The organism is Streptomyces sp. Ru72, from assembly GCF_002920635.1.
Taxonomy (GTDB): Bacteria; Actinomycetota; Actinomycetes; order Streptomycetales; family Streptomycetaceae; genus Streptomyces.
In genome coordinates this window covers 74,651-101,193 of the sequence record NZ_PQSR01000019.1, presented here as the reverse complement: position 1 = coordinate 101,193, position 26,543 = coordinate 74,651, and the positions used below count along the sequence as shown (strand labels likewise).

Below are 26,543 nucleotides of genomic sequence, written 5' to 3'. Positions count from 1 at the left end.
GCAGACCCCCTTGGCGTGTGGCCGATGTCAGCCGAGCCTGGCGAAGCCGTAGTTCAGCAGCTTCGTGGCGTCGGCGGCACGCTGATTGATCGACGACGAGGCGAGGACCGTGCCGATGACGGTCTTGCCGTTGCGGGTGGCGGCGAAGACGAGGCAGTACTTGGCCTCCGGGCCGGATCCGGTCTTCACGCCGATCGCGCCGCTGTAGCTGCTGAGCAGCGTGTTGGTGTTGGTCCACGGCGCCATGGTGCGGACGGTGCCGGACTTGGTGATGGTCTTCGCCGTGTACGACTTGGTCTTCACGATCGTGCGGAACGTGGAGTTCTTCATCGCGCTGCTCGCGATCTTCGTCAGATCGCGCGGCGTCGAGTAGTTGCTGCCGTTGCCGATGCCGTCGAACGAATCGAAGTGCGTGTTCCTCAGGCCGAGGCTCGTGGCGGCGCTGTTCATCTTGCCGATGAACGACTTCACGCGCGCGGCACGCGTCGTGCCGGAACCGAACTTGTCGGCGAGCGCGTAGGCCGCGTCACAGCCGGAGGGGAGCATCAGCCCGTACAGCAGCTGACGGACGGTGACCTTGTCGCCGACGATCAGGTGCGCCTGGGAGGCGTTGTTGGCGACGACGTAGTCGCTGTACGCCTTCTGGATCGTCACCTTGGCGTCGAGGTTGAGGTTCGGCTGTGCGAGCACGACCTTCGCGGTCATGATCTTGGTGGTGGAGCCGGTGGAACGCCTGGTGTCCGCGGCCTTCGTGTACAGCGTCGCGCCGTTCGCGTTGTTCATCGCGAAGCCGCCCGCGGCCACGATCGAGGGCGTGGTGACGGCCTGAGCGGGCGCCGCGGTGAGGGCTCCGGTGGTGAGCACGGCTCCGGTGGTGACCACTGCCGCGACTGCCCTGCGAACTCGCGTGCCCTTAATGCCGGTAATCAAAGTTGAACGCTCCGATTGCGTCTCTGATGCCTCTGAATGCATCCAAATGCCCCTGGAGGGCGGCCAGATGACGAGGCCGCCTTCTCGTGTGACTCGTAGGTAGCACAAAAGGATGTGCGGTTGCCCGGGTGAAATTCGAAACGGGTGTGCCGGGTCCACATGGTGGACGGTCATCGGCATGCGTACGTGTTGTATCTATGATGTGCTCATGCCTGCAGCACCGTCCGTCGCCCACGCCCCCGAGAAGATGCCCCTCAAACAACCCCCCGCCGCCGACCGTGTCTACACGCACGTCAAACAGGGTGTCCTGGAGCGCCGTTACCAGGGCGGGACGCTGCTGACCGAAGGTGAGCTGGCCGACGAGGTCGGCGTCTCGCGGACGCCGGTGCGCGAGGCGCTGCTGCGGCTGGAGGTCGAAGGGCTGATCAAGCTCTACCCGAAGAAGGGCGCTCTCGTCCTCGCCGTCTCCGCACAGGAGATCGCGGACGTGATCGAGACGCGCCAGCTCGTCGAGGAACACGCGGCCCGCAAGGCCGTTTCCGCCCCGCCGGGGCTGATCGAGCGGCTCGAGGAACTGCTCGCCCGCCAGAAGGAGCAGGCCGCCGCCGGTGATCTGGCCGGTGCGGCGCTCACCGACCGGACCTTCCACGCCGAGATCGTGCGCAGCGGCGGCAACGAGATCCTCTCCCGCCTGTACGACCAACTCCGCGACCGTCAGCTCCGGATGGGCGTCGCCGTCATGCACTCGCACCCCGACCGCATCGCCAAGACCCTCTCCGAGCACGAGGAGATCCTTCAGGCGCTGCGCTCCGGCGACGCCGAGGCGGCCGTGGACATCGTGCACCGGCACGTCAGCTGGTTCTCCCACCTGGCGCGGGGTGAGGTGCGATGAGGTCGGGGTCGGTGAGCTCCCGCTCCGTGTCCCTGCCCGGTGATCCGCCGGGCGGCCGGCGTGCCGTCGCCGTGTGGTCCATCGGCGTCTCGGTCTACTTCGTCGCCGTCATCTTCCGTACGTCGCTGGGCGTGGCCGGCCTGGACGCGGCGGACCGCTTCCACGTGAACGCGTCCGCCCTGTCCACCTTCTCCATCCTCCAACTGCTCGTGTACGCGGGCATGCAGATACCCGTCGGCCTGCTCGTGGACCGGCTCGGCACCAAGAAGGTGCTGACCATCGGGGTCGTCCTGTTCACGGCGGGTCAGCTGGGGTTCGCGTTCTCCCCGTCGTACGCGACGGCGCTCGCCTCGCGCGCGCTGCTGGGCTGCGGTGACGCGATGACGTTCATCAGCGTGCTGCGGCTCGGCGCGCGCTGGTTCCCGGTCCGTCGCGGCCCGCTGGTCGCGCAGCTCGCCGGTCTGGTGGGCATGGCGGGCAACCTCGTCTCCACGCTCGTGCTCGCCCGGCTGCTGCACGGGGTGGGCTGGACGGTGGCGTTCGGCGGCAGCGCGCTCGCCGGAGTGGTCGTCCTCGTCCTGCTGCTGGCGTTCCTGAAGGACCATCCGGAGGGGTACGAGCCGGAGCCGTTCCCGCACCGCGGTTCGGCGTACGTGCGGCGGCAGATCGTGGCGTCGTGGAAGGAACCTGGGACCCGGCTCGGCATGTGGGTGCACTTCACGACGCAGTTCCCGGCGATGGTGTTCCTGCTGCTGTGGGGCCTGCCGTTCCTGGTGCAGGCGCAGGGACTGTCCCGGGCCACGGCCGGTGAACTCCTCACCCTAGTCGTGCTGTCGAACATGCTGATCGGACTGGTGTACGGCCAGATCATCGCCCGCCACCACGCGGCGCGGCTGCCGCTGGCCCTCGGCACGGTCGGGGCGACGGCGGCGGTGTGGGCGGCCACGCTCGCCTACCCGGCCGCGCATGCGCCGATGTGGCTGCTCATCGTGCTGTGCACGGTGCTCGGGGCGTGCGGTCCGGCCTCGATGATCGGCTTCGACTTCGCCCGGCCGGCGAATCCGCCGGAGCGTCAGGGGACGGCGTCCGGGATCACCAACATGGGCGGCTTCGTCGCCTCCATGACGACGCTGCTGGCGATCGGGGTGCTGCTGGACGCGACGGGGGACGACTACACCGTTGCGTTCTGCGCCGTGTTCGTGCTCCAGGCGGTGGGGCTCAGCCAGATACTGCGGCTGCGGAAGCGGGCGGCGCGCAGGGAGCGGGAGCGGCTCGTCGCCAGCCGGGTGGAGACGGTTCACGTCCCTGCGTGAGGGGGGCTCCAGGTGCCGTCTAGAGCGGACGACGCGGGGGCTCAAGGCCCAGGACGCGGTCCTTCAGCGCCGGGAACTGCTCCCTCGTCGTCGCCACTCTCGCCGGGTCGAACTCCACCGTGAGGATCTCCTCCTCCGCGCCCGCCTCGGCGAGTACCTCCCCCCACGGATCGACCACGATCGAGTGACCCGCCTGCGGAACTCCCGCATGCGTTCCGGCCGTTCCGCACGCAAGGACGTACGCCTGGTTCTCGACCGCCCGCGCCTGGGCCAGCAACGTCCAGTGGGACCGGCGGCGCTCCGGCCAGCCCGCCGGGATCACGAGCGTCTCGGCCCCCGCGTCCACGAGCGAACGGAACAGCTCGGGGAAGCGGAGGTCGTAACAGGTGGCCACGCCGACGGTCGTCCCCGGCAGCCGCACCGTCACCTGCTCGGTCCCCGCACCCATCAGCACGGCCTCGCCCTTGTCGAAGCCGAAGCGGTGGATCTTGCGGTAGCACGCGGCCAGTTCACCGGAGGGGGAGAAGATGAGAGACGTGTTGTAGAGAACGCCCCCGGGTGCGCGCTCGGGGACCGATCCGGCGTGCAGCCACACGCCCGCGTCGGCCGCCGCCTTCGCCATCGCCTCGTGGGTCGGCCCTTCAAGCGGCTCGGCCTCGGCGCCGAACCGCTCGTAGGCGAACGCCCCGGTGGTCCACAGCTCGGGCAGCACCACGAGATCGGCTCCAGCTTGATCACGTACCAGCGAGGCGGCTCGCCGCCGACGGGAATCGACCGATTCGTCCTCGTCCACCCGCATCTGGATCAGGGAGGCGCGCACACTACCACCGTCCTGGTAATCGAGCCTTCTCAACGGGCCTACGATCGTCACACCAAAGCACTGCCGGGGTGCCTCGCAGCAGCGTAACTTAACGTCCCAAGACACCCGCTGACAGCCACCTCCCGCAGTACAACCACCGACAACGCCGTCGACCAACGCCCGTGCACCGACCGCCGAGGGGTCCCGTTCCGTGAGTCTGCATCCCACTCTTCAGCCCTACGCCGATGCCTGGACCCACTCCATCGAAGCGATATCCGAACTGGTGCAGCCGCTCGTGGAGGGCGAGTGGAACCGGCGGACACCGTGCCCCGGCTGGTCGGTGCGCGACGTGGTCTCGCACGTCATCGGCATGGACTGCGAGATGCTCGGCGATCCGCGCCCCATCCACACGCTCCCGCGCGACCTGTTCCACGTCACGAACGATCACCAGCGCTACATGGAGATGCAGGTCGACGTGCGCCGCCACCACACGGCGCCGGAGATGACGTCCGAACTGGAGTACACGATCATCCGCCGCAACCGCCAGCTGCGGAACGACTCGCGGGACCCGGGCACCAAGGTGCGCGGCCCGCTCGGCACCGAACAGACTCTCGAAGAGGCCATGCGGTACCGCGCGTTCGACGTCTGGGTGCACGAACAGGACCTGCGCACGGCGCTCGGCCGGCCGGGGAACCTCGACTCCCCGGGCGCGCACATCACCCGGGACGAGCTGCTGGCCGCCCTGCCGGAGGTGGTCGCCAAGGGCGCGGGCGCGCCGCCCGGCTCGGCGGTCGTCATCGACGTGCACGGTCCCGTGGAGTTCCTGCGCACGGTCCGGGTCGACGCGGAGGGGCGCGGCTCGATAGACGGCACGCCCTCGCTGGGCCCGGCGGTGACGCTGACGCTCGACTGGGAGACGTACGTCCGCCTGGCCTGCGGCCGGGTGGGCGCGGACGCCGCGGCCGACCGGATCAAGGCGGAGGGCGACCCGGAGCTGACGGCGGCGATCCTGCGCTCGTTCGCGGTGACGAAGTAGACGACGCGGACGGACCCTGGAGCGTCCTGGCGCACCCGGGGCCCGATCAGTCCTCCTCCCGCTCCTTGTCCGCCAGGTGGATCACGCACACGGCCACCGCGATCAGCAGTGCGGGGTCCGCGTCCTCCCGCACGATGTCGACGCCGTACGTCTCACGGACATGCAGCCAGCGCCGGGAGATCTGTGCGAGCAGTTCGCCGTCGTACTCGACGGCGAACTCACGGTCGAGGATCTTGCCGCTGACGTCGAGCTCCGTGCCGTCCGCCAGCGAGACGCGGTAGTGGTTGCGCAGCAGGGAGAGCCGCTTGCGCTTGATCGTGGCCAGCCGCTCGCCGTCACGCTCGATGATCATCGTGTCGCGCAGGGCGAACATCTTCTGGTGGATGTCGATCAGGACGCGCCCCTGCGGGTCCTTCAGCTCGAAGGTGTCCCTCAGCCGCATCGCCTTGCCGTCGACCAGGAAGACCTTGGTGCCGTCCTGGTCCTCGATCCAGTAGTCCTCGCCGATGCCGAGGAGCCGGTCGCGCACAAAAAATCTCATACGGTCAGAGCTTCCCCCGGGGCGGGCCCGAAACGCCGCCGGTAGGCCGACGGACTGAGCCCGGTCCCGGCTCGAAGCCGGGCCCGCAGATTGGCGGCCGTGCCGAGGCCGCTGCGCGCGGCGACCACGTCCAGCCGCTCCTCCCCGCGCTCGATCAGCCGGCAGGCGAGGGCCACCCGCTCCCCCGTCAGCCAAGCCAGTGGTGTGGTGCCGAGCTGGGCGCGGAACCGGCGGTGCAGGGTGGCGGGGCTGACCGCGGCGCGGGCTGCGAGGTCGCCGACGGTGAGCGGTTCGTCCAGTCGCTCCTGGGCCCAGGCCAGCACCGGGGCCAGCGACTCGTCCGGCACGTCCGGAACGGGCCGCTCCACGAACTGCCGCTGTCCGCCGTCGCGGTGCGCGGCGAAGACCAGGCGGCGGGAGACGGCGTTCGCGACCTCGGCGCCGTGGTCGCGGCGTACGACGTGCAGGCCGAGATCGAGTGCGGAGGCGCTGCCGGAGGCGGTCAGGATGTCGCCATCATCCACGAACAGTACGTCCGGCTCCAGCCTGACCTGGGGAAACCGCGCCCGGAACGAATCCGCCCACATCCAGTGGCAGGCCGCTCGCCGGCCGTCGAGCAGCCCGGCCTCCGCGATGGTGAACGCGCCGGAGCAGAAGCCGACCAGCCGTGCGCCCCGCGCGTGCGCCCGGCGTACCGCGTCCAGGACCTTCGGGGAGCGCGGGGTGTCGGTGTCGGGCCTGTTCGGCACGATCAGCGTGTCCGCGTCGTCGGCCGCCTCGAGCCCGGCGACATCGGAGAGCGTGAAGAAGCCGTCCCGCATCCGGATCCGGGGCCCGACCGCGCACAACCGGAAGTCGTACAACTCACGGCCGAGTTCCGGCCGCCGTAGGCCGAACACCTCGATGGCGCAGCTCATCTCGAAGGGATTCGAGTTCTCGTCCACGACGAGCACGACCCGGTGCCGGCGCGACGGCTGAGAGGATCCTTGCGGCATGTGCGATTTCTAGCACTCGTGCGGCGGCAGGTCACCCCGCAGGATGACGGCATGGAACCCAAGGAACCCGTCTCCCTCGCCGCGGCCCTCGCCTCCTTCGCCGAGCTGTGGAGCCCCCGCATCGTCACCACGGTCAACGACTACGACGTCCGCGTCGCGAAGGTCGAGGGCGAGCACCTGTGGCACACGCACGACCACACCGACGAGTTCTTCCTCGTCCTCGACGGTGAACTGCACATCGCGCTGCGCGAACCGGCCGGCGAGCGCACGGTCACCCTTGCCAGGGGCTCGGTCTTCACGGTTCCGCGCGGCACGGAGCACAAGCCGTCCGCGCCCGCCGGGGCATCGATCCTCCTGTTCGAGCCCACCGGCACGATGACGGTCGGCGACCGGCATGAGGAGGTCCCCGGCCACGTGGACGCGACGACCGGACACGCACTGGCCTGAGCCGGCTCCTTGCCGGCATCCGCCGCCCCGGGACGTGGACGAGTCCCCCGCACCGCGGCGGGGGACCCGTGAACGGACCGCGAGGGACCGCGCAGGCGCGAAACGGTCTACCGGTAGCCCTCGCGCCTGTCCTGCTCGTCGAGCTCGTCCTCGTCCCAGGACGAGCGCCGGTCCTCGCGGTCACCCCGCGTGCGGGACCTGTCCAGGTCCTGGTCCGAGAAGTCGGAGCCGCTCATGTCGGGGTCGCGGCGCTTCCGGTCGCGGATCTCCTCGCCGCTCGTCTCACCGCGCTCGCGGTCGCGGTTCGGGCGGCGCATCTGGTCGTCGATGTCACGAGGCATGGAACTGCTCCCTTGCACTGACCCCCCTGTGTGAGACGAGCATCTCTCCGTCACGCCATGTGCGCATCCCGTAGGAGAGGTTGTACGCACAGTCACCGAGTTGTCCACAGGCCCCCGGGGCATGCCGAACCCGGATGGCACCCTTGACCCATGAACGACTCCACTTCGCGTCGCGTCCGTGTCCGCGCCCCCGAGCTGATCGGCAAGGGTGGCTGGCTGAACACGGGCGGAGAGCAGTACAGCCTCGCCGACCTGCGAGGACGCATCGTCATCCTCGACTTCTGGACGTTCTGCTGCATCAACTGCCTGCACGTCCTGGACGAGCTGCGCGAGCTGGAGGAGAAGCACCGCGACACCGTGGTGATCATCGGCGTGCACTCTCCGAAGTTCGTCCATGAGGCGGAGCACCGGGCGGTGGTGGACGCGGTGGAGCGGTACGGGGTGGAGCACCCGGTCCTCGACGACCCGGAGCTCGCCACCTGGAAGCAGTACGCCGTCCGGGCCTGGCCCACTCTGGTGGTCATCGACCCCGAGGGTTATGTGGTCGCCCAGCACGCGGGTGAGGGCCACGCCCATGCGATCGCCCGGCTCGTCGAGGAGCTGGAGGAGGAGCACGCGGCCAAGGGCACGCTGCGCCGGGGCGACGGCCCGTACGTGGCACCGGAGCCCGAGCCCACGACCCTCCGCTTCCCGGGCAAGGCGCTCCTGCTGCCGTCCGGCTCCTTTCTGGTCAGCGACACCACCCGGCACCAGCTGGTGGAGCTTGCGGCGGACGGCGAGACGGTGGTGCGGCGCATCGGCTCCGGCGTACGGGGCTTCGCGGACGGCCCGGCTGGGGCGGCGAGCTTCAGCGAGCCGCAGGGCCTGGCCCTGCTCGGTGAGGGAGCGGTGGTCGTCGCGGACACCGTGAACCACGCGCTGCGCCGCCTGGACCTGGCGACCGGCGAGGTCAGCACGCTGGCGGGCACCGGCAAGCAGTGGTGGCAGGGCTCGCCGACGTCGGGGCCGGCCCTGGAGGTGGACCTCTCCTCGCCCTGGGACGTGGCGGTCTTCGGCGACCGGGTGTGGATCGCCATGGCGGGCGTGCACCAGCTGTGGACGTACGACCCCGCCACGGCCACGGCCGCGGTGGCGGCCGGCACCACGAACGAGGGGCTGGTGGACGGCCCGGGCGCCGAAGCCTGGTTCGCGCAGCCTTCGGGGCTCGCGGTGTCGCCCGACGGGGAGCGCCTGTGGCTGGCGGACTCCGAGACGAGCGCGCTTCGCTGGGTGGACCGGGACGGCGCGGTGCACACGGCGGTCGGGACGGGGCTGTTCGACTTCGGACACCGGGACGGCGCGGCGGAACAGGCGCTTCTCCAGCACCCGCTGGGGGTGACGGCGCTGCCGGACGGCTCGGTGGCGGTCAGCGACACCTACAACCACGCGCTGCGGCGCTACGACCCGGCGACGGGTGAGGTGAGCACGCTGGCGACGGATCTGCGGGAGCCGTCGGACGCGGTGCTCGTCGGCGAGGACATCGTGGTGGTGGAGTCGGCCCGGCACCGGCTGACCCGGCTGCGGCTGCCGGAGGAGGCGGTACAGGTCGCCGCGGTCGCCCACCGCACGCAGCGTGCCGCGACCGAGGTGACGCCCGGGAAGCTCCGACTCGACGTGATCTTCCAGGCCCCGGCCGGCCAGAAGCTGGACACGCGCTACGGACCGTCGACCCGGCTGCTGGTCTCCTCGACCCCGCCGGAGCTGCTGCTGAAGGGCGAGGGCGCCGGCACGGACCTGGAGCGCGAGCTGGAGCTGAACCCGGCGATAGCCGAGGGCGTCCTGCACGTCTCGGCGATGGCGGCGTCCTGCGACGACGACCCGGCCAACGAATACCCGGCGTGCCATGTCCACCAGCAGGACTGGGGCGTCCCGGTCCGCCTCACCGAGGGCGGGACGGACCGGCTGCCGCTCGTCCTGGCGGGGATGGACGACAACAGGTAGGCGGGGCGGCCCGAGCGTCCCCGGGCGGAGTCCCCGCCGGAGCGTCCCCCGGGCGCGGGAGGGCGCGACCGGGGGACGACGGCATCGCTGGGGTGTCAGCGGCGGCGCGGGCGCGGCGCCAGCTTGAACAGGGCCACTCCGGCCGCCACCAGGGTGGTGGCCGCCACCATCAGCGCCATGCTGTTCATCCACAGGCCGGTGGCGGCCAGTGTGGCGCCGCCCGCGCCGGTGGTGCCGGCGCCTATCACTCTTCCGTACATCGTCGAATCTCCTTGCTGCGGTGGTGCGAGAGAGGTGGGGGGCGGGCTCAGGTGGCCACCCACTTCTCCTCGCTGCGGCGCACGAGGCCCCACAGCGAGGTGAAGTAGACGGCGTGCTGGAACAGGTCGTAGAGCATCTCCGGGATCATCAGCGCGGCCACCAGGACGGCCAGGGGCCCGGCGCGGCGAACGGAGACGGTCTTCTCGACCACGAAGATCAGGCCGATCGCGGTCCAGAACGGCGACAGTCCGGGCCAGCCGTACATGGTCGTGTAGGTGCTCATGAAGACCAGGTAGACGAGGAAGGAGAGCGCGCCGAAACCCATCAGGAACTGCTGCATGAAGTAGCGGACGGTGACCCGGGTCCAGCCGTAGTCGCGCAGGTTCTCCAGAGCGCCCCGCTGCCAGCGCAGGCGTTGGTGCCAGAGCTTGCGCAGGGTGGGCATGACCTCGGTGGTGACCGCGCAGCCGGCCGGGGACATGGCGCGGTAGCCGAGAGTCTTGACCGCCTTGGTCATCTCGTCGTCCTCGGTGAGCGAGGCCAGGCTGTAGTAGCCGTCGCCGCCACCGATCAGTCCGGACAGGCGGGCGGCCCGGACCTCGCGCAGCACCCGGGCCCGGAACATGGTGCCGGTTCCGGTGAGCACCTGGGCCCGGCCGCCGGTGCGCTCGACTTCCCAGGCGTAGCGGTGGAACTCCATGCGCTGCAGCAGACCGAGGAATCCGCCGCCCGGTTCGCCGTAGAAGACGCCGCCGACCGCTCCCACCTTGCGGTTGAAGGTGCCCATGGCGGTCTCGTTGAACCACGGGTTGAGGACCGTGTCCGCGTCCTGCACGAGCAGGAGGTCGCGGTCGTCGAGGTGGGGGAGTATCCAGTCGATGGCCTGGTTGAGGGCACCCGCCTTCTTGTGGGTGTTGCCCCGGGTGTGGAAGACCTGCGCGCCGTGGGCGGCCGCGACGGCGGCGGTGTCGTCGGTGCAGTTGTCGGCGACCACCACGATCAGATCGGGGCGGTGGGTCTGGCGCCACAGGCCGTCGATGGCGGCGGCGATACGTTGCTGCTCGTTGTGGGCGGGGATCAGGACCGTCAGATACGGTCTGCCGCCCGTTGCCGCCGGGTCGTGCACGGCAGGAGCCCCCCGTCGTGAAGCTGTGGCACGCCCGGCACCTCCACCCCCCCGGGCGCTCATGAGGCCACAGTCTTCACGATTTTCACACAAAACGACAAGATGGCCCTGGTAACGGAATACCCAAGCTTGTCTGTTGTCGTCCCAAGGTCGGCGCATCGCCCCTTGCGTGCCGTACACGGGCTGAACGCCGTGCACGCCTTACTTCGCTTACAGCCCTTACGGAGCCTCTGCAGCCCTCGGCCTTACCGAAGTCGCAGCCCCTACACGCCGTATCCATCGGTGTAGCCGTCGCCGCGGTGGTGCCGGTTCTCCTCGACGACGGTCGTCGGGGGCGGCACGACGACCCGCCTGCGGCGGTAGATGCCGCTGAAGGTGGTCACTCCTATCAGCCCGACGATCATGAGTATGACGCCGACCAAGTGGATGTTGACGCCTTGCATGTGCCAGTCGGTCGCAAACGCGAGGATGGCCCCCACGGCGATCAGGATGATGCATCCACCCAGGCCCATGAGTCCTGCCCTCCCTGTGGGTCCGGTCCTTCCGGCCCCGAACCCGGGTACCCGGGACATCCGTGGACATGCCGGGACGGTCGGCGGCGGGCGGGAGTGTCAGCCTTCCAGGAACGCCGTCAGGGCGTTGGCCAGGAGGTACGGGTCCTTCGCGCCGCACAGTTCGCGGGCGCTGTGCATCGACAGGATCGCCGCGCCGATGTCCACCGTCCTGATGCCGTGGCGGGCCGCGGTGATGGGGCCGATGGTGGTGCCGCAGGGCATCGCGTTGTTCGAGACGAAGGTCTGGAAGGGCACGTCCGCCTTCTCGCAGGCCGCGGCGAACAGCGCCCGCCCCGAACCGTCGGTGGCGTAGCGGTTGTTGACGTTCACCTTGAGGATCGGCCCGCCGTTCGCGCGCGGGTGGTGCGTCGGGTCGTGCCGCTCCGCGTAGTTGGGGTGGACGGCGTGCCCGGTGTCGGAGGACAGACAGACCGTGCCGGCGAAGGCCCGCGCCCGGTCCTCGTAGGAGCCGCCCCGGGCGAACACCGAGCGTTCCAGGACCGACCCGAGCAGCGGGCCGTCGGCGCCGGTGTCCGACTGCGAGCCGTTCTCCTCGTGGTCGAAGGCCGCGAGTACCGGGATGTACGACAGGGCGGCATCGGAGCCGGCGACGGCCGCGAGCGCCGCGGTGCCCGCGTGCACGGACAGCAGGTTGTCCATGCGCGGCCCCGCCACCAGCTCCTTGTCGCGGCCCAGGTAGGCCGGCGGCTCCACCGAGTGGGTCATCAGGTCCCAGCCGGCCACCTCACCGGCGGCGAGCCCCAGCTCCTGCTCCAGGAACGCGATCAGGTCGCCGTCGCGCACGTCGTCGCCCAGGCCCCAGACGGGCTGGAGGTGGCGCTGCTTGTCCAGCTTCAGGCCCTCGCTGGAGACCGAGCGGTCCAGGTGGATGGCCAGCTGCGGTACGCGCAGCAGCGGTCTGTCGATGTTCACCAGGCGCGTCGAGCCGTCGCGCAGGGACAGCCGGCCGGCGAGGCCCAGGTCCCGGTCGAGCCAGGAGTTGAGCAGGGGACCGCCGTAGATCTCCACCGCGATCTGCCGCCAGCCGTGCGCGCCGCTGTCCGGCCGCGGCTTCACCCGCAGGTTGGGCGAGTCGGTGTGTGCGCCCACGATCCGGAACGGCGTGTGCGGGTCGGCGCCCTCGGGGACGTACCAGGCGATGATCGCGCCGCCGCGCAGCACGTACCGGCCGCCGGACGTGCCGTCCCAGGCGTCCGTCTCCGAGACCTGCCGGAAGCCGGCCTTCTCCAGTCGCTCGGCGGCGCATGCCACGGCGTGGTACGGCGACGGGCTCGCCGCCAGGAAGGACATGAGGTCGTCGGTGTGGCCGCGGTCGAAGCGCGCACTTGTGCTCATGGGTTCACCTTAACGACGGAGGAGGGCCCGCTCCCGGTGATGGGGAACGGGCCCTCGTAAGGGGTATGTGGAAGTGGTTCTAGAACGCGGCCTCGTCCAGCTCCATGAGGTCCAGGTCCACGCCCTCGGCGACCTTGCGGGCCAGGGTCACGCCCGGCAGGACGTTGGCCGCGAAGAACTTCGCCGCCGCGATCTTGCCCTGGTAGAACGCCTTGTCCTTGCTGGAGGCGCTCGGCAGCTTCTCGGCGGCGACCGCGGCGCCCTTCAGCAGCAGGTAGCCGACGACGACGTCACCGGAGGCCATCAGCAGACGGGTGGTGTTCAGGCCCACCTTGTAGATGTTCTTGACGTCCTGCTCGGTGGCCGCGAGGTCGGTCAGCATGAGGCCGACGATGGCCTCGAGCTCCACGGCCGCCTTGGCGAGGTGGTCGCGGGCCCCGGCCAGCTCCTCGCCGCCCTCGCCCACCGCCAGGAACTTCTTGATCTCCTCGGCGAGGGAGTTCAGCGCGGCGCCCTGGTTGCGGACGATCTTCCGGAAGAAGAAGTCCTGGCCCTGGATCGCGGTGGTGCCCTCGTACAGGGTGTCGATCTTGGCGTCGCGGATGTACTGCTCGATCGGGTACTCCTGCAGGAAGCCGGAGCCGCCGAAGGTCTGCAGCGACTGGGCGAGCTGCTCGTAGCCCTTCTCGGAGCCGTAGCCCTTCACGATCGGCAGGAGCAGGTCGTTCAGCGCGTGCTCCGTCGACGCGTCGTCGCCGTTCGCCTCCTTGACCGCGATCGCGTCCTGGACGGAGGCGGTGTACATCACCAGCGCCCGCATGCCCTCCGCGTACGCCTTCTGCGTCATCAGCGAACGGCGCACGTCCGGGTGGTGGGTGATGGTGACCTTGGGCGCGGTCTTGTCCATGAAGTTCGCCAGGTCCGGACCCTGGACGCGCTCCTTGGCGTACTCCAGCGCGTTCAGGTAACCGGTGGACAGCGTGGAGATCGCCTTCGTGCCGACCATCATGCGGGCGAACTCGATGATGCGGAACATCTGGCGGATGCCGTCGTGCTTGTCGCCGATCAGCCAGCCCTTGGCCGGGTGCTTGTCGCCGAACGTCATCTCGCAGGTGTTGGAGGCCTTCAGGCCCATCTTGTGCTCGACGTTCGTGGCGTACACGCCGTTGCGCTCGCCCAGCTCGCCGGTCTCGAAGTCGAACAGGTACTTCGGGACGAGGAACAGCGACAGGCCCTTGGTGCCGGGGCCGGCGCCCTCGGGACGGGCGAGGACGTAGTGGAGGATGTTCTCCTCCATGTCGTGCTCACCGGAGGTGATGAAGCGCTTCACGCCCTCGATGTGCCAGGAGCCGTCCTCCTGCTGGATCGCCTTGGTGCGGCCGGCGCCGACGTCCGAGCCGGCGTCCGGCTCGGTGAGCACCATGGTGGAGCCCCAGCGCTTCTCGACGGCTATCTTCGCGATCTCCTTCTGGACCTCGGTGCCCTCCTCGAAGAGGATGCGGGCGAACGCCGGGCCGGAGGAGTACATCCAGATCGCCGGGTTCGAACCGAGGATGAGCTCCGCGTAGGCCCAGATCAGGGACGGCGGGGCGGTGGTGCCGCCGATCTCCTCGGGCAGGCCCAGGCGCCAGTACTCGGAGTCCATGAAGGCCTGGTAGCTCTTCTTGAAGGACGCCGGGACCGGCGCGGTGTTGGTCTCCGGGTCGAAGACGGGCGGGTTGCGGTCGGCGTCCGCGAAGGACTCCGCCAGCTCGTTCTCCGAAAGGCGGGTCAGCTCCTCGAGGATGCTCTTGGCGGTCTCGGTGTCCATCTCCGCGAACGGGCCGGTGCCGTACAGCTTGTCGCGCCCGAGCACCTCGAAGAGGTTGAACTCGATGTCGCGGAGATTCGACTTGTAGTGCCCCATGGCGACGGCTCCGTAGAGGGATCGGCGAGGCACTGGCTCCTCGCAACTGGTTCATCTACCAACAAGTAGCTCCGATGATGCTACCCGTCGGTAATAAGAAGCAACCCCTCATGGCCCAGATGTGGCCCACTACTCTTTTGGGCATGTACGGCTACCAGAACGCGGGCGCTCAGCAGAGTTACGCCTCGGAGCAGATGCCCGGGCAGCAGATGCCGGGTGGGCAGATGCCCGGCGGGTACGGTCAGCAGCCGCCGCTCTACCCCGAGCCGTCGCCGCCGTCGCTCGCGGACGCGGTCCGTGCGTTCACCACAGGGTCGATGTCCGCGGAGGACTTCCAGCAGATCTTCGCCACGTCCAAGGTGTACTGCCCGCGCGGCGACAACCCCGGCTTCCTGGCGCTGCACAACACCCAGCAGCCCGTGATCCCCATGTTCACCTCGCTCAAGGAGTTGCGGCGCTACGCGGGCAAGGAGTCGAAGTACTTCGTGATCACCGGGGCCGAGGTGATCGACCTGCTGCCGACCGGCTACGGCTTCGTCCTGGACATGGAGGGCGAGCACCGCATGGTGTTCGACGCGAAGGCCGTGGAGCAGATGGTCGAGTTCGCCATGCGCCGGATGTACGGCTAGGGCCTGTTTGGGCCCCAGACGCCCTTGCCGCGCCGACGGCCGGGTGCCGTCCTGACCACTCTCGCGCCCCTGGCCGGGCGCGCCCCGAGCCCGGAGGGAATGCCCTCCGGGCTTTCTGCGTTTCGGGGTGGCAGAAAGTTCAACGGTCAACTAAACTCGGACCACAAGGAGGTACCGACATGCCCGCAGTGACCGTCGAGAACCCGCTGACCCTTCCCCGTGTGGTCGCACCCGCCGACGCGGTGGCCCGTCCCGTGCTCGGTGTCACGACCGCGCCCAGCGGCTTCGAGGGCGAGGGCTTCCCGGTCCGTCGCGCCTTCGCCGGGATCCACTACCGCCACCTCGACCCGTTCATCATGATGGACCAGATGGGCGAGGTGGAGTACGCGCCCGGTGAGCCCAAGGGCACCCCCTGGCACCCCCACCGCGGCTTCGAGACCGTGACCTACATCATCGACGGCGTCTTCGACCACCAGGACTCGCACGGCGGTGGCGGCACCATCACCAACGGCGACACCCAGTGGATGACCGCCGGCTCCGGCCTGCTGCACATCGAGGCCCCGCCGGAGTCCCTCGTCGTCTCCGGCGGCCTGTTCCACGGCATCCAGCTGTGGGTCAACCTGCCCGCCAGGGACAAGATGATGGCCCCCCGGTACCAGGACATCCGCGGCGGACAGGTCCAGCTGCTGACCACCCCCGACGGCGGCGCGCTGATCCGTGTCATCGCCGGTGAGCTGGACGGCCACCAGGGTCCCGGTGTCACGCACACCCCGATCACCCTGATCCACGCCACCGTGGCGCCCGGCGCGGAGGTCACCCTCCCGTGGCGCGAGGACTTCAACGGCCTCGCCTACGTCCTGGCCGGCCGCGGCAGCGTGGGCGCGGAGCGGCGGCCGATCCGCCTCGGCCAGACCGCCGTGTTCGGCGCGGGCTCCTCGATCACCGTCCGCGCGGACGACAAGCAGGACTCCCACACCCCGGACCTGGAGGTCGTCCTGCTCGGCGGGCAGCCGATCCGTGAGCCGATGGCGCACTACGGGCCGTTCGTGATGAACACCCGCGAGGAGCTCCAGCAGGCGTTCGAGGACTTCCAGAAGGGGCGCCTGGGAACCATCCCGGCGGTCCACGGGATGACCGACAGCGGCCCGCAGGGTTCCTGAACGTTCGCCTCCTGACACCGCGTCACCCGGGCGGGCCGTCCGTACAGGACAGCCCGCCCTCGGCGTGATCGGCTTAAGGGGTGCAGCTCCTCCCCGAACCCGTCCGCCGGCTCGCCGCCTGGTGCGCCGTCGTGCTGCTGGTCTCCGGGGTCGTCTGGATCGTGGTCCGGCTGTGCGGCCAGTTCCGTACGGCCGTCGTACCCGTGCTCCTCGCCCTGCTCGGCACCGCGCTGCTCGGGCCGCTGCACCGGCAGCTCGTGCGGGTCGGCGTGCACCGGTCACTCGCGGCCGGGATCACGTGTGTCGCCGTGGTGGCGGTGGTCGGCGGGGCGGTGTACATCATCGTCACCGCGCTCATCGACACCGGAGACCAGATCCTCGCCTCGCTCAAACGGGCCGCGAAGTCGCTCGGGCGGTACTTCGGGGCGGCCGGCACCTCGCTCGACGACCTGGCCTCCCACGCCAGGGACCTGCTGGGCAAGTTCGCAGGGACCGCCGCCTCCAACGTCATCAGCGGCGTCAGCGTCGTCGCCGAGTCCCTCGCGATGGCCGTCCTCGCCCTGCTGCTCGTCTTCTTCTTCCTGCGCGACTCCGACCGGGCCGTCGGGCTGCTGCGCTCGCTCGCCCCGCACGGCACCGCCGACGCCCTCGAGGCCACGGCACGGCGCGCCTTCCAGGCCGTCGAGGGGTTCATGCGCGGGACGACGGTCATCGCTCTCATCGACGCCACCCTGATCACCGTGGGGCTGGTGGTCCTCCATGTCCCGGGCGCGATCGGACTCGGCGCGCTCGTGTTCATCGGCGCGTACATCCCGTACCTCGGCGCCTTCATCTCCGGTGCGGTGGCGGTGCTGGTCGCCCTCGCCGACCGCGGGCTCGTCATCGCGCTGTGGACGCTCGGCGTCGTCATCGCCGTGCAGGTCCTGGACGGGCACGTGCTCCAGCCGGTGGTCCAGAGCCGGACCGTACGGATGCACCCGGCGGCGGTGCTGCTGGCCCTCACCGCCGGCGCGTCGGTGGCCGGAATCCTGGGGATGCTGCTGGCCGTACCGGCGACGGCGGCGGCGTTCGGCGTGTCGCACGAGCTGCGGGTGCGGTACGGGCACCGCCCCGAGGCTTCACAGGACCCGTAGAGCGGCCGGCGGTACCCGCCGCTGGGACACGCGACCCCGTGTCGCCTCGTGGGCCCCGCACGCCGTACGCCTACGCCTCCCCGTCCTCCTTCCCCGGCTCCTCCTCCAGCTCGAACCAGATGCTCTTGCCCTCGCCCCGGGGGTCGACGCCCCACGCGTCCGCGAGGAGCTCCATGAGGACCAGACCGCGGCCCGAGGAGGCCATCTCGCCGGGGTGGCGTCGGTGCGGGAGGTCGTCGCTGGCGTCCGTGACCTCCACCCGGACCCTGCGCCCGGCCCGGCCGCCCGGGCCGTCGACGTCGCCGGAGACCTCGGCGACCAGCAGCGCGTCCGCGTCGGTGTGCACCAGGACGTTGGTGAGCATCTCGGAGGCCAGGAGCACCGCCGAGTCGACCTGCTCGGCGGAGGACCAGTCGTGCAGCAGTTCGCGCAGCTGCTGACGGGCGCCCGCGATCCGCTCGGGCTCGGCCTGCGCGATCGTCAGCGCCGTACGCCGCATCACCGGCAGTACCGGAGTGACCGTGCCGCCGCAGACGCCCGCCCCGCTCGCACGGCACAGCAGCACCACGGCGATGTCGTCCTCGCGCCGGTCGGTCAGCGGCCCGGTGGCGTAGTGCGAGGAGGGTCCGTGCACGGCCTGGACCAGCGCGTCGGCCAGCTCCTCCATGTCACCCTCGTGCTCCTCGAGGATGCGCCGTATCCGCCGCCAGCCGGTCTCCAGGTCGTGCCCGCCCGTCTCGATGAGTCCGTCCGTGCACAGCAGCATGGTCTCGCCGGGTTCCAGGACGAGCCGGGTGGTCGGGTAGTCCGCGTCCGGGTCGATGCCGAGCGGAAGGCCGCCGGAGGTCGGCCGCATCAGCACGGTGCGGTCCGCCATGCGGATCGCGGGGTCCGGGTGGCCGGCCCGGGCGATCTCCAGCGTCCCGGTCGCCGGGTCCACCTCCACATAGAGGCAGGTCGCGAAGCGCAGGTCGGCGCCGTCCTCGCCGTAGGTCATGCCGTGCAGGAAGCGGGAGGCGCGGGAGAGGACCGCGTCCGGACGGTGGCCCTCGGCGGCGTACGCGCGCAGGGCTATCCGGAGCTGGCCCATGAGGCCCGCGGCGCGCACGTCGTGGCCCTGGACGTCGCCGATGGTCAGCGCGAAGCGGCCTCCCCCGGAGGGGGCACCCCCGGGCAACTGGATCATGTCGTACCAGTCACCGCCCACCTGGAGTCCGCCACCGGTCGGCACGTAGCGGGCGGCCACCGTCATGCCGGGTATCTGCGGGCCCAGCGTGGGCATCATCGAGCGCTGCAGCCCGTCCGTCAGCTCCCGCTCCGTCTCGGCGGCGCCCGCCCGGGTGAGGGCCTGGGCGAGCATGCGGGCGACCGTGGTGAGCACCGAACGCTCGTCGGGCGTGAAGGCGACCGGGTGCTTGAACGCCGCCATCCAGGCGCCCATCGTGCGTCCCGCGACGGTGAGCGGCAGGAACGCCCAGGACTGGCGGCTGAACTGCGCGGCGAGCGGCCAGGAGGCCGGGTAGCGGGCCTTGTACTCCTCGGGCGAGGACATGTACACGGCGCGGCCGGTGCGGACCACCTCGGCGGCCGGGTAGTCCGTGTCCAGCGACATCTGGGTGAAGGGCGCCTCGTCGCCGGGCTTGTGCCCGTGGTGGCCGATGACGGTCAGGCGGTCGGCCTCGACCCCGAAGACGGCCAGCCCGTCCGGCGAGAACCCGGGCATCGACAGCCCGGCCGCGACCCGCAGCACTTCTTCCGTGGAGCGTGCCTCGGCCAGCGCGCGCCCCGCGTCCAGCAGGAACGCCTCGCGGGAGCGGCGCCAGTCGCCGATGACGGGGGACCGGGCGGCGGCGCCGGGGACGGGCTCGGTGACCTCCTGGAGGGTGCCGACCAGCTTGTACTCGCCGGTGCGCGCGTCGAGCGACGGCTTGGAGCGGCTGCGGACGATACGGACGACACGGTTGTTCTCGTCCATGATCCGCATGCGGACCTCGGCGATGGTGCCCTCGGCGAGGGCGAGCTGGACCACCCCGTCGACCTCGTTCCAGTCGACCGGGTGGAACCGGGAGCGGATCTGGGCCTCGGTGAGCGTGGTCGGCTCCGGGGGCAGCCCCACGAGCCGCGCGGCCTCGGCATCCAGGGTGACGAGCCCGGCGGCGGCGTCGTAGCGCCACATGCCGGTCGCGAGGTCGGACAGGACCTCCCCCACGGCGGGCAGGGGCTCACCAGTGCGCATTGCCCCACTGTAAGAAGAGGGGATCGCAAGGTGCCACTGAAAGTGAGCAAGAGCCGATCTTGCGCGGGTTCGCGGTGATTCCGGCGCACCGGAAGAATCGGGGCGAGGCGATGTTGGGGCGGCCGGTACGCTTGATGGGTCCGGGCCGTGCCCGCCCGGATGCGCCGGGGCGAGCGGCCCCGGTGAGACCCCGATCCTGCGAAGACTGGATGAACGACGATGCACCGGTACAGGTCCCACACCTGCGGCGAGCTCCGCGCCTCTGACGTCGGCAAGGACGTCCGGCTGAGCGGCTGGCTGCACAATCGGCGCGACCTGGGCGGCATCCTGTTCATCGATCTGCGCGACCACTACGGCATCACGCAGCTCGTCGCCCGCCCGGGCACGGCGTCGTACGAGGCCCTGGACAAGCTCTCCAAGGAGACGGTCGTCCGCGTCGACGGCAAGGTCGTCTCCCGTGGTGCGGAGAACGTGAACCCGGACCTGCCCACCGGTGAGATCGAGATCGAGGTCGGCGAGGTCGAGGTGCTGGGCGCGGCCGCCCCGCTGCCGTTCACGATCAACACCGAGGACGGGGTCAACGAGGAGCGGCGCTTGGAGTACCGCTTCCTGGACCTGCGCCGCGAGCGCATGCACCGCAACATCATGCTGCGCACGGCCGTGATCTCGGCGATCCGCCACAAGATGGCGGCGATGGGCTTCAACGAGATGGCGACCCCGATCCTGACGGCGACCTCCCCCGAGGGTGCCCGCGACTTCGTCGTGCCCTCCCGCCTGAACCCGGGCAAGTTCTACGCGCTGCCGCAGGCGCCGCAGCAGTTCAAGCAGCTGCTGATGATCTCCGGCTTCGACCGCTACTTCCAGATCGCGCCCTGCTTCCGTGACGAGGACGCGCGCGCCGACCGTTCGCCGGGCGAGTTCTACCAGCTCGACGTGGAGATGTCCTTCGTCGAGCAGGAGGACGTGTTCCAGCCGATCGAGAAGCTGATGACGGAGATCTTCGAGGAGTTCGGAGGCGGCCGGCACGTCACCTCCCCCTTCCCGCGGATCCCGTTCCGTGAGGCGATGCTGAAGTACGGCTCCGACAAGCCGGACCTGCGCGCCCAGCTGGAGCTGGTCGACATCACCGACATCTTCGAGGGCTCGGAGTTCAAGGCGTTCGCGGGCAAGCACGTGCGTGCGCTGCCGGTGCCGGAGGTGGCCTCGCAGCCCCGAAAGTTCTTCGACCAGCTCGGCGAGTACGCGGTGGAGCAGGGCGCCAAGGGCCTGGCGTGGGTGCGGGTCGGCGAGGACGGCTCGCTGTCCGGCCCGATCGCGAAGTTCCTGACCGAGGAGAACGTCGCGGAGCTGACGAAGCGGCTGTCGCTGTCGGCCGGTCACGCGGTGTTCTTCGGCGCGGGCGAGTTCGACGAGGTCTCCAAGATCATGGGCGCGGTCCGGGTGGAGGCGGCCAAGCGGGCCGGCCACTTCGAGGAGGGCGTCTTCCGCTTCTGCTGGATCGTCGACTTCCCGATGTTCGAGAAGGACGAGGACACCGGAAAGATCGACTTCTCGCACAACCCGTTCTCGATGCCGCAGGGCGGCATGGAGGCGCTCGAGAACCAGGACCCGCTGGACATTCTGGCCTGGCAGTACGACATCGTCTGCAACGGCGTGGAGCTGTCCTCGGGTGCGATCCGGAACCACGAGCCGGACATCATGCTCAAGGCCTTCGGTATCGCGGGCTACGACGAGGAGACGGTCGAGCGCGAGTTCGCCGGCATGCTCCGCGCGTTCCGCTTCGGCGCCCCGCCGCACGGCGGCATCGCCCCGGGCATCGACCGCATCGTGATGCTCCTGGCGGACGAGCCGAACATCCGCGAGACGATCGCCTTCCCGCTCAACGGCAACGCGCAGGACCTGATGATGGGCGCGCCGACGGAGCTGGACGAGGCGCGGCTGAGGGAACTGCACATCGCGGTGCGCAAGCCGCAGGCGAAGTAGGAGACGCGGCGAGGCGGCTCGGAACCGGCGGACGGTTCCGAGCCGCTTTCGCATGGGTGGGGGACAGACGCAGCAGCGGCGGTCGCCCCGCCGGAGGCGGGGCCCGGGCCGGTCGATCCGGTTCCGGGCCCCTGCCGTAGGGCGTTCGTCGTGACCTCGGTGCGGAGTGGCGCGTTGATCACGTCGTACGGAAAGGAGAGCGGATGGTCAGCTCGTCCCACGAGGCGCTGCATCGGATCTTCCAGAAGGACCCGGCGCTGCTGACACGGGCCCTGCAGCAGGTGCTGAACGTCCCGTTCCCCGAGCCGCTGGAGTTCGCGGCCATGAACGTGGACCTGACGGAGGTCGAGCCGGTCGAACGCCGGGTGGACACGCTGGTGCGGGTGCGCACGGACCAGGGCGAGTACCTCCTGGTCGTCGAGTCGCAGAGACGGAAGGACGAGGCCAAGCGGGGCAGCTGGCCCTACTACCTGTCGTACTTGTACGAGAAGTTCCGTTGTGAGCCCGTACTGATCGTCATCACGCAGAGCAGCGCCACGGCCGCGTGGGCGGCCGAGCCCATCCATCGGGGACTCCCCGGCCGGCCTTCGATGACGGTACGGCCGTTGGTGCTGGGCCCCCACAACGTGCCGCTGATCGCGGACGCGCGCGAGGCGGAGCGGGACGTTTCGCTCGCCGTGCTCTCGGCGATGACACATGGCAGTGGCCCGAGGGTCGCGGCCATACTGGAATCCCTGGTAGCCGCTCTGCGCACCATCGACGCCGAGAGCGCGGCGGCCTTCGTGCAGTTCGTCGACTCATGCCTGGACGACCCCCGGGCCAAGGAGATCTGGAGGGACTTGATGGCTGCGGTCCAGTACTTCTGGCGGCATCCGCTGGCGGAGCAGGTGCGTGAGGAGGGCCGTGAGGAGGGCCGGGAGCAGGGCCGGGAGGAGGGCCGGTTGGAGGCTCAGGCCGAGATGACATTGCGCATCCTGGAGTGGCGCGGCATTCGTGTGCCGGACTTCGTCCGGGAGCGGGTGCGGGGCTGTACGGATCTGCGGCAGCTCGAACTCTGGGCCCGGCGGGCACTCCACGCGTCGGACGTCGCGGAGCTGTTCGACGACGAACGAGGAACTCAACTCACCGAGGCCCCCTAGGCGGTACGCGACGCACAGGGCCCGGGAGCCTTTCGGCTTCCGGGCCCCTTTCAGTGGGCGGGCGCCGCTACTCCGTCTCGCCGCCGAAGCGCTCCTTGTACGCCGCCAGGTCCTCGTCCGTCAGCTTCGCGAACAGGACCGGCGGGACCGTGAAGGGCGTCCCGGGTGTGACGGCGGTGAGGGACCTGGCCTCCTCCTGCGTGACCCAGGCCGCCGTGTCGTCCTTCAGGTCGAAGGCCGCGCGCATGGCCGCCGAGGACGTCGGGATGAACGGCTCCGATACGACCGCGTACAGGTGGATGAGGTTCATCGCCGTGCGCAGGGTGAGGGCCGCGCCCTCCTTGTTGGTCTTGATCTCCAGCCAGGGGGCCTTCTCCTCGAGGTACGAGTTGCCGGCCGACCACAGGGCGCGCAGCGCCGCTGCCGCCTTGCGGAACTGGATGGCCTCCATGTGCTCCTCGTACTCCGCGAGCAGGCGGGCGATCTCCTCGCCGAGCCGTGTCTCGGCCTCGCCCGGCGCGCCGCCCTCGGGGACGGAGTCTCCGAAGCGCTTGCGGGAGAAGGAGAGCACGCGGTTGACGAAGTTGCCCAGCGTGTCGGCGAGGTCCTTGTTCACCGTGGCCGTGAAGTGCTCCCAGGTGAAGGAGGAGTCGTCCGACTCGGGCGCGTTCGCCATCATGAAGTAGCGCCAGTAGTCGGCGGGCAGGATCTCCAGCGCGTCGTGTGTGAAGACGCCGCGCTTCTGCGAGGTGGAGAACTTGCCGCCGTAGTAGTTGAGCCAGTTGAAGGCCTTGATCACGTCGACCTTCTTCCACGGCGCGCGGGTGCCCAGCAGGGTCGCCGGGAACATCACGCTGTGGAAGGGCACATTGTCCTTGCCCATGAACTGGGTGTAGTGGACGTCCGCGTCCGACTCCCACCACCAGGAACGCCAGTCGCGGTTCTCCGGGTCCTTATCCGCCCACTCCTTGGTGGCGCCGATGTACTCGATCGGGGCGTCGAACCAGACGTAGAAGACCTTGCCCTCGGCGGCCAGGTCCGGCCAGGTGTCCGCCGGGACCGGGACGCCCCAGTCCAGGTCACGGGTGATCGCACGGTCGTGCAGGCCCTCGGTGAGCCACTTGCGGGCGATGGAGGAGGCGAGGACCGGCCAGTTGTCGGCGCGCTCGTCCACCCAGGCCTCGACCTCGCCGGCCAGGGCCGACTGCAGGAGGAAGAGGTGCTTGGTCTCGCGGACCTCCAGGTCGCTGCTGCCGCTGATCGCCGAGCGCGGGTCGATCAGGTCGGTCGGGTCCAGCACACGGGTGCAGTTCTCGCACTGGTCGCCCCGGGCCTTGTCGTAGCCGCAGTGCGGACAGGTGCCGATGATGTACCGGTCCGGCAGGAAGCGGCCGTCGGCGTTGGAGTACACCTGGCGGATGGCCCGCTCCTCGATGAAGCCGTTCGCCTTCAGTTCGCGGGCGATCTCCTGGGTGATCTCGCGGTTCTGCGGGGAGGAGCTGCGGCCGAAGTAGTCGAACGCCAGGTTGAAGCCGTCGTAGACCGCCTTCTGGGCGTCGTGCGCCTGGGCGCAGAACTCGTCCACCGGGAGACCCTGCTCCTTGGCGGCCAGCTCGGCCGGGGTGCCGTGCTCGTCCGTCGCGCAGATGTACAGGACGTCGTGGCCGCGCTGGCGGAGGTAACGGGAGTACACGTCCGCCGGGAGCATGGACCCCACCATGTTGCCCAGGTGCTTGATCCCGTTGATGTACGGAAGGGCGCTGGTGATGAGGTGTCGAGCCATCGCGGGCTGCTCCCAGGTCGATACGTGGGGTGACGACGGCCGGTCCTCGGGCCGGCTGCGCATCGTCTACGAACCTTGAAATCGTAGCCGACACGGGTACGCCGCCCGCTTCCCGTTTTGGGGGGTGAGAAGCGGGCGGCGTCCGAGGGGGCGTCCGGGAGGGGTCACGGGCGCCAGTTCGCCAGTACCCCTTCGTAGACCTCGGCGTCCGTGAGCTCGCGCGGGGTTTCACCGGCCAGGAAGTGGGACGTGTTGTCCGTCTTGAGCTTGCGGAGGTAGTCGAATGCCTTGTTCTCCGGGTCGCCGAAGGCGATGAAGGAGAAGAACAGGTGGGGGTGGCTCTTAGCGGCCTCGGTGAGGGACTGGGTGGCGGGGGTCTTCGCGTCCGGGGCGCCGTCCGTCTGGAAGATCACCAGGGCGGGGAGGGCCGGGTTCTCGGACTTGTCGTGGTGGGCGATCACCGCTTCCACGGCCGCGTGGTAGCTGGTGCGACCCATACGGCCGAGGGACGCGTGGAGGGTGTCGATCTTGTCCTCGTAGTCGGCGAGGGTGAGATCGCCGGTGCCGTCCAGTTCGGTGGAGAAGAAGACGACGGGGACCGTGGCCTCCGGGTCGAGGTGGGCGGCGAGGGCGAGGGCCTGCTCGCCGAGGGCCTGGGCGGAGCCGTCCTTGTAGTACGGGCGCATGGAGGCGGAGCGGTCGAGCACGAGGTAGACCTTGGCCCGGGTGCCGGTGAGGTGGCGGTCGTCGAGGACGGCGGCGGCGGCCTTGTAGGCGGTGAGGAGGCCGGGGGCGATGGCCTCCGGCTCGGGCCGGCGGTCCGTCCGCGGTGCGGGGGCGGGCTGCGCCTCGGCTTCGCCTTCGGCGGGGGTGTTCCCGTCGGCACCACCCGTGCGGGTGGTGGTGTCGGATGCGGGTGACTCCTGTGCGGCCTCCTCGGCGTCGGCGTCTGCCGGGGCGTCGGTGGTGGCGGTCGCGGGCTGCCCGGCGGTGGCCGGTTCCGGTGTCTCGGCCTCCGGCTCTGCCGTCACCTCGGCGGCGGGCTCCGCCTGGGCCACGGGTTCGGGGGCCGCGTCGGGCTCCGGCTGAGGCTCTGGCTCCGTCTCGGCCACCGGCTCCGGCTTGGCTTCGGCTTCCGGCTCTGTTTCGGTCTGAGGCGCGGGGTCTGCCTCGGCTTCTGCCGTGGCCTCGGCGGTGGGCTGCGTCTCGGGCTCGGGTTCGGGGGCCGCGTCGGGCTCCGGCTGAGGCTCTGGCTCCGTCTCGGCCACCGGCTCCGGCTCCGGTTCCGGCTTGGCTTCGGCTTCCGGCTCTGTTTCGGTCTGAGGCGCGGGGTCTGCCTCGGCTTCTGCCGTGGCCTCGGCGGTGGGCTGCGTCTCGGGCTCGGGTTCGGGGGTCGCCTCGGGCTCCGTCTCGGCCACCGGCTCCGGCTCCGGTTCCGGCTTCGCTTCGGCTTCCCGTTCCGGCTCAGTCGCCGCCTCGCCCTGTGCCTCGGCCTCCGGCTCGGTGGCCGTGTCGGGCGCTGCGTCGGCCTGTGCCTGGGTCTCCGGCTCGGTGGCCGTGTCGGGCGCTGCGTCGGCCTGTGCCTGGGTCTCCGGCTCGGTCGCCGTGTCGGTCGCCGTGTCGGCCTGGGGCTCAGCCGTCGGCTCCGTTGTCGCTGTCCGCTTCGGCGTCTCCGTGGCCGGTGGTTCGTCCCTGGAGGTCGGCTGCCTCGGTACCGTCACGTTGTCGAACGCCGCCGCCACCAGTTCGTGCTCGTCGTCCGTACGGCCCGAAGACTGCGCCGGTACCGCGGGCTCCGCGGCCGTCGCCGTGAGCTTCGGTTCGGTCGGCTGGGCCGGGACCTGTGGCTCCCGCGTGGGCTCCTCCTCGGCGGAGCGACCCTTGCGTGAGCGGCCGAACGCGTTCCGCAGGAGAGTGAGAATGCCCATGTGCGCAACCCTTCGCGTGAGTTGATGCCCGTCAATCCCTGGCCAGGACGGACACGTAAGGTTAGCGGCCGAAGG

23 protein-coding genes are annotated in these 26,543 nt (G+C 70.2%); 10 read left to right on the top strand and 13 right to left on the bottom strand.

Annotated features, from left to right (window positions below; genetic code table 11):
• Nucleotides 1-27: 27 nt before the first annotated feature.
• On the bottom strand, nucleotides 28-930 hold the full coding sequence (locus C3488_RS12385) for a D-alanyl-D-alanine carboxypeptidase family protein (RefSeq protein ID WP_103839435.1): 903 nt from the start codon (nucleotides 928-930) through the stop codon (nucleotides 28-30).
• A gap of 208 nt (nucleotides 931-1,138) precedes the next feature.
• On the opposite strand from C3488_RS12385, the gene C3488_RS12380 reads away from it, so the two are divergent.
• Entirely contained in the window at nucleotides 1,139-1,822 is a 684-nt protein-coding gene (locus C3488_RS12380; protein WP_181138987.1) for a GntR family transcriptional regulator, read from the top strand.
• Nucleotides 1,819-3,135: a nitrate/nitrite transporter gene (locus C3488_RS12375; protein WP_103839434.1), complete on the top strand. Its 1,317-nt coding sequence runs from the start codon at nucleotides 1,819-1,821 to the stop codon at nucleotides 3,133-3,135. The genes C3488_RS12380 and C3488_RS12375 overlap by 4 nt, the downstream gene beginning before the upstream one ends.
• 19 nt (nucleotides 3,136-3,154) lie before the next feature.
• On the opposite strand, the gene C3488_RS12370 is transcribed toward C3488_RS12375, so the two are convergent.
• Nucleotides 3,155-3,955: a carbon-nitrogen family hydrolase gene (locus C3488_RS12370; protein WP_103839433.1), complete on the bottom strand. Its 801-nt coding sequence runs from the start codon at nucleotides 3,953-3,955 to the stop codon at nucleotides 3,155-3,157.
• Nucleotides 3,956-4,145: 190 nt separating this feature from the next.
• On the opposite strand from C3488_RS12370, the gene C3488_RS12365 reads away from it, so the two are divergent.
• Complete coding sequence (locus C3488_RS12365) at nucleotides 4,146-4,970, top strand: maleylpyruvate isomerase family mycothiol-dependent enzyme (protein ID WP_103839432.1); 825 nt, start codon at nucleotides 4,146-4,148, stop codon at nucleotides 4,968-4,970.
• A gap of 46 nt (nucleotides 4,971-5,016) precedes the next feature.
• Here C3488_RS12365 and C3488_RS12360 read toward each other — a convergent pair whose 3' ends face one another.
• Nucleotides 5,017-5,511 (bottom strand): LURP-one-related/scramblase family protein, encoded by a 495-nt coding sequence (locus C3488_RS12360; RefSeq protein WP_103839431.1) that lies wholly within the window; start codon nucleotides 5,509-5,511, stop codon nucleotides 5,017-5,019.
• The gene (locus tag C3488_RS12355) at nucleotides 5,508-6,506 is read right to left on the bottom strand and encodes a GlxA family transcriptional regulator (RefSeq protein WP_103839430.1); all 999 of its coding nucleotides are present in this window, start codon (nucleotides 6,504-6,506) and stop codon (nucleotides 5,508-5,510) included. Before C3488_RS12355 ends, C3488_RS12360 begins: the two co-directional genes overlap by 4 nt.
• A 51-nt stretch (nucleotides 6,507-6,557) precedes the next feature.
• Between C3488_RS12355 and C3488_RS12350 the strand changes: the two genes are divergently transcribed.
• Nucleotides 6,558-6,953 carry a cupin domain-containing protein gene (locus C3488_RS12350; RefSeq protein ID WP_103839447.1) on the top strand — a complete coding sequence of 132 codons (396 nt, stop codon included), beginning with the start codon at nucleotides 6,558-6,560 and terminating at the stop codon, nucleotides 6,951-6,953.
• 107 nt (nucleotides 6,954-7,060) lie between these two features.
• On the opposite strand, the gene C3488_RS12345 is transcribed toward C3488_RS12350, so the two are convergent.
• A complete protein-coding gene (locus tag C3488_RS12345; protein ID WP_103839429.1) occupies nucleotides 7,061-7,294 on the bottom strand; it encodes a hypothetical protein in 234 nt (77 codons plus the stop codon).
• A gap of 150 nt (nucleotides 7,295-7,444) precedes the next feature.
• Between C3488_RS12345 and C3488_RS12340 the strand changes: the two genes are divergently transcribed.
• Nucleotides 7,445-9,274, top strand: coding sequence for an NHL domain-containing thioredoxin family protein (locus tag C3488_RS12340; protein ID WP_103839428.1), 1,830 nt, complete (start codon nucleotides 7,445-7,447; stop codon nucleotides 9,272-9,274).
• A gap of 95 nt (nucleotides 9,275-9,369) precedes the next feature.
• On the opposite strand, the gene C3488_RS40455 is transcribed toward C3488_RS12340, so the two are convergent.
• The 5 genes from C3488_RS40455 to C3488_RS12320 form a co-directional block, all read right to left on the bottom strand.
• The gene (locus C3488_RS40455) at nucleotides 9,370-9,534 is read right to left on the bottom strand and encodes a hypothetical protein (protein WP_181138986.1); all 165 of its coding nucleotides are present in this window, start codon (nucleotides 9,532-9,534) and stop codon (nucleotides 9,370-9,372) included.
• A 47-nt stretch (nucleotides 9,535-9,581) separates the two neighbouring features.
• Nucleotides 9,582-10,724, bottom strand: coding sequence for a glycosyltransferase family 2 protein (locus C3488_RS12335; protein WP_103839427.1), 1,143 nt, complete (start codon nucleotides 10,722-10,724; stop codon nucleotides 9,582-9,584).
• 200 nt (nucleotides 10,725-10,924) lie between these two features.
• On the bottom strand, nucleotides 10,925-11,173 hold the full coding sequence (locus tag C3488_RS12330) for a DUF6458 family protein (protein WP_103839426.1): 249 nt from the start codon (nucleotides 11,171-11,173) through the stop codon (nucleotides 10,925-10,927).
• A gap of 99 nt (nucleotides 11,174-11,272) precedes the next feature.
• Complete coding sequence (locus C3488_RS12325) at nucleotides 11,273-12,571, bottom strand: M18 family aminopeptidase (protein ID WP_103839425.1); 1,299 nt, start codon at nucleotides 12,569-12,571, stop codon at nucleotides 11,273-11,275.
• A gap of 79 nt (nucleotides 12,572-12,650) precedes the next feature.
• Entirely contained in the window at nucleotides 12,651-14,477 is a 1,827-nt protein-coding gene (locus C3488_RS12320) for an acyl-CoA dehydrogenase (RefSeq protein ID WP_103839424.1), read from the bottom strand.
• Between the two features lie 143 nt (nucleotides 14,478-14,620).
• Between C3488_RS12320 and C3488_RS12315 the strand changes: the two genes are divergently transcribed.
• The 3 genes from C3488_RS12315 to C3488_RS12305 all read left to right on the top strand — a co-directional run bounded on the left by C3488_RS12315 (nucleotide 14,621) and on the right by C3488_RS12305 (nucleotide 17,399).
• Nucleotides 14,621-15,106, top strand: a complete 486-nt coding sequence (locus tag C3488_RS12315; RefSeq protein ID WP_103839423.1) for an SseB family protein — start codon at nucleotides 14,621-14,623, stop codon at nucleotides 15,104-15,106.
• A gap of 179 nt (nucleotides 15,107-15,285) precedes the next feature.
• Entirely contained in the window at nucleotides 15,286-16,266 is a 981-nt protein-coding gene (locus C3488_RS12310; RefSeq protein WP_103839422.1) for a pirin family protein, read from the top strand.
• An 80-nt stretch (nucleotides 16,267-16,346) separates the two neighbouring features.
• A complete protein-coding gene (locus C3488_RS12305) occupies nucleotides 16,347-17,399 on the top strand; it encodes an AI-2E family transporter (protein WP_103839421.1) in 1,053 nt (350 codons plus the stop codon).
• A 70-nt stretch (nucleotides 17,400-17,469) separates the two neighbouring features.
• Here C3488_RS12305 and C3488_RS12300 read toward each other — a convergent pair whose 3' ends face one another.
• Entirely contained in the window at nucleotides 17,470-19,635 is a 2,166-nt protein-coding gene (locus C3488_RS12300; protein WP_103839420.1) for a SpoIIE family protein phosphatase, read from the bottom strand.
• A gap of 219 nt (nucleotides 19,636-19,854) precedes the next feature.
• On the opposite strand from C3488_RS12300, the gene aspS reads away from it, so the two are divergent.
• Together aspS and C3488_RS12290 are read left to right on the top strand one after the other, a co-directional pair.
• A complete protein-coding gene (aspS, locus tag C3488_RS12295) occupies nucleotides 19,855-21,618 on the top strand; it encodes an aspartate--tRNA ligase (RefSeq protein WP_103839419.1) in 1,764 nt (587 codons plus the stop codon).
• A 203-nt stretch (nucleotides 21,619-21,821) separates the two neighbouring features.
• Entirely contained in the window at nucleotides 21,822-22,757 is a 936-nt protein-coding gene (locus tag C3488_RS12290) for a hypothetical protein (RefSeq protein WP_103839418.1), read from the top strand.
• A gap of 67 nt (nucleotides 22,758-22,824) precedes the next feature.
• On the opposite strand, the gene metG is transcribed toward C3488_RS12290, so the two are convergent.
• Nucleotides 22,825-24,540, bottom strand: coding sequence for a methionine--tRNA ligase (metG, locus tag C3488_RS12285; protein ID WP_103839417.1), 1,716 nt, complete (start codon nucleotides 24,538-24,540; stop codon nucleotides 22,825-22,827).
• Nucleotides 24,541-24,704: 164 nt separating this feature from the next.
• A complete protein-coding gene (locus C3488_RS12280) occupies nucleotides 24,705-26,468 on the bottom strand; it encodes a VWA domain-containing protein (RefSeq protein ID WP_103839416.1) in 1,764 nt (587 codons plus the stop codon).
• Between the last annotated feature and the right edge of the window lie 75 nt (nucleotides 26,469-26,543).

Bases quoted from the DNA above. Each gene is read 5' to 3' on its own strand.
- aspS (WP_103839419.1), top strand. From the start codon at position 19,855: ATGCACCGGTACAGGTCCCACACCTGCGGCGAGCTCCGCGCCTCTGAC.
- C3488_RS12290 (WP_103839418.1), top strand. From the start codon at position 21,822: ATGGTCAGCTCGTCCCACGAGGCGCTGCATCGGATCTTCCAGAAGGAC.
- C3488_RS12330 (WP_103839426.1), bottom strand. From the start codon at position 11,173: ATGGGCCTGGGTGGATGCATCATCCTGATCGCCGTGGGGGCCATCCTC.
- C3488_RS12335 (WP_103839427.1), bottom strand. From the start codon at position 10,724: ATGAGCGCCCGGGGGGGTGGAGGTGCCGGGCGTGCCACAGCTTCACGA.
- C3488_RS12350 (WP_103839447.1), top strand. From the start codon at position 6,558: ATGGAACCCAAGGAACCCGTCTCCCTCGCCGCGGCCCTCGCCTCCTTC.
- C3488_RS12315 (WP_103839423.1), top strand. From the start codon at position 14,621: ATGTACGGCTACCAGAACGCGGGCGCTCAGCAGAGTTACGCCTCGGAG.
- metG (WP_103839417.1), bottom strand. From the start codon at position 24,540: ATGGCTCGACACCTCATCACCAGCGCCCTTCCGTACATCAACGGGATC.
- C3488_RS12375 (WP_103839434.1), top strand. From the start codon at position 1,819: ATGAGGTCGGGGTCGGTGAGCTCCCGCTCCGTGTCCCTGCCCGGTGAT.
- C3488_RS12280 (WP_103839416.1), bottom strand. From the start codon at position 26,468: ATGGGCATTCTCACTCTCCTGCGGAACGCGTTCGGCCGCTCACGCAAG.
- C3488_RS40455 (WP_181138986.1), bottom strand. From the start codon at position 9,534: ATGTACGGAAGAGTGATAGGCGCCGGCACCACCGGCGCGGGCGGCGCC.
- C3488_RS12355 (WP_103839430.1), bottom strand. From the start codon at position 6,506: ATGCCGCAAGGATCCTCTCAGCCGTCGCGCCGGCACCGGGTCGTGCTC.
- C3488_RS12320 (WP_103839424.1), bottom strand. From the start codon at position 14,477: ATGGGGCACTACAAGTCGAATCTCCGCGACATCGAGTTCAACCTCTTC.
- C3488_RS12380 (WP_181138987.1), top strand. From the start codon at position 1,139: ATGCCTGCAGCACCGTCCGTCGCCCACGCCCCCGAGAAGATGCCCCTC.
- C3488_RS12360 (WP_103839431.1), bottom strand. From the start codon at position 5,511: ATGAGATTTTTTGTGCGCGACCGGCTCCTCGGCATCGGCGAGGACTAC.
- C3488_RS12300 (WP_103839420.1), bottom strand. From the start codon at position 19,635: ATGCGCACTGGTGAGCCCCTGCCCGCCGTGGGGGAGGTCCTGTCCGAC.
- C3488_RS12325 (WP_103839425.1), bottom strand. From the start codon at position 12,571: ATGAGCACAAGTGCGCGCTTCGACCGCGGCCACACCGACGACCTCATG.
- C3488_RS12345 (WP_103839429.1), bottom strand. From the start codon at position 7,294: ATGCCTCGTGACATCGACGACCAGATGCGCCGCCCGAACCGCGACCGC.
- C3488_RS12340 (WP_103839428.1), top strand. From the start codon at position 7,445: ATGAACGACTCCACTTCGCGTCGCGTCCGTGTCCGCGCCCCCGAGCTG.
- C3488_RS12310 (WP_103839422.1), top strand. From the start codon at position 15,286: ATGCCCGCAGTGACCGTCGAGAACCCGCTGACCCTTCCCCGTGTGGTC.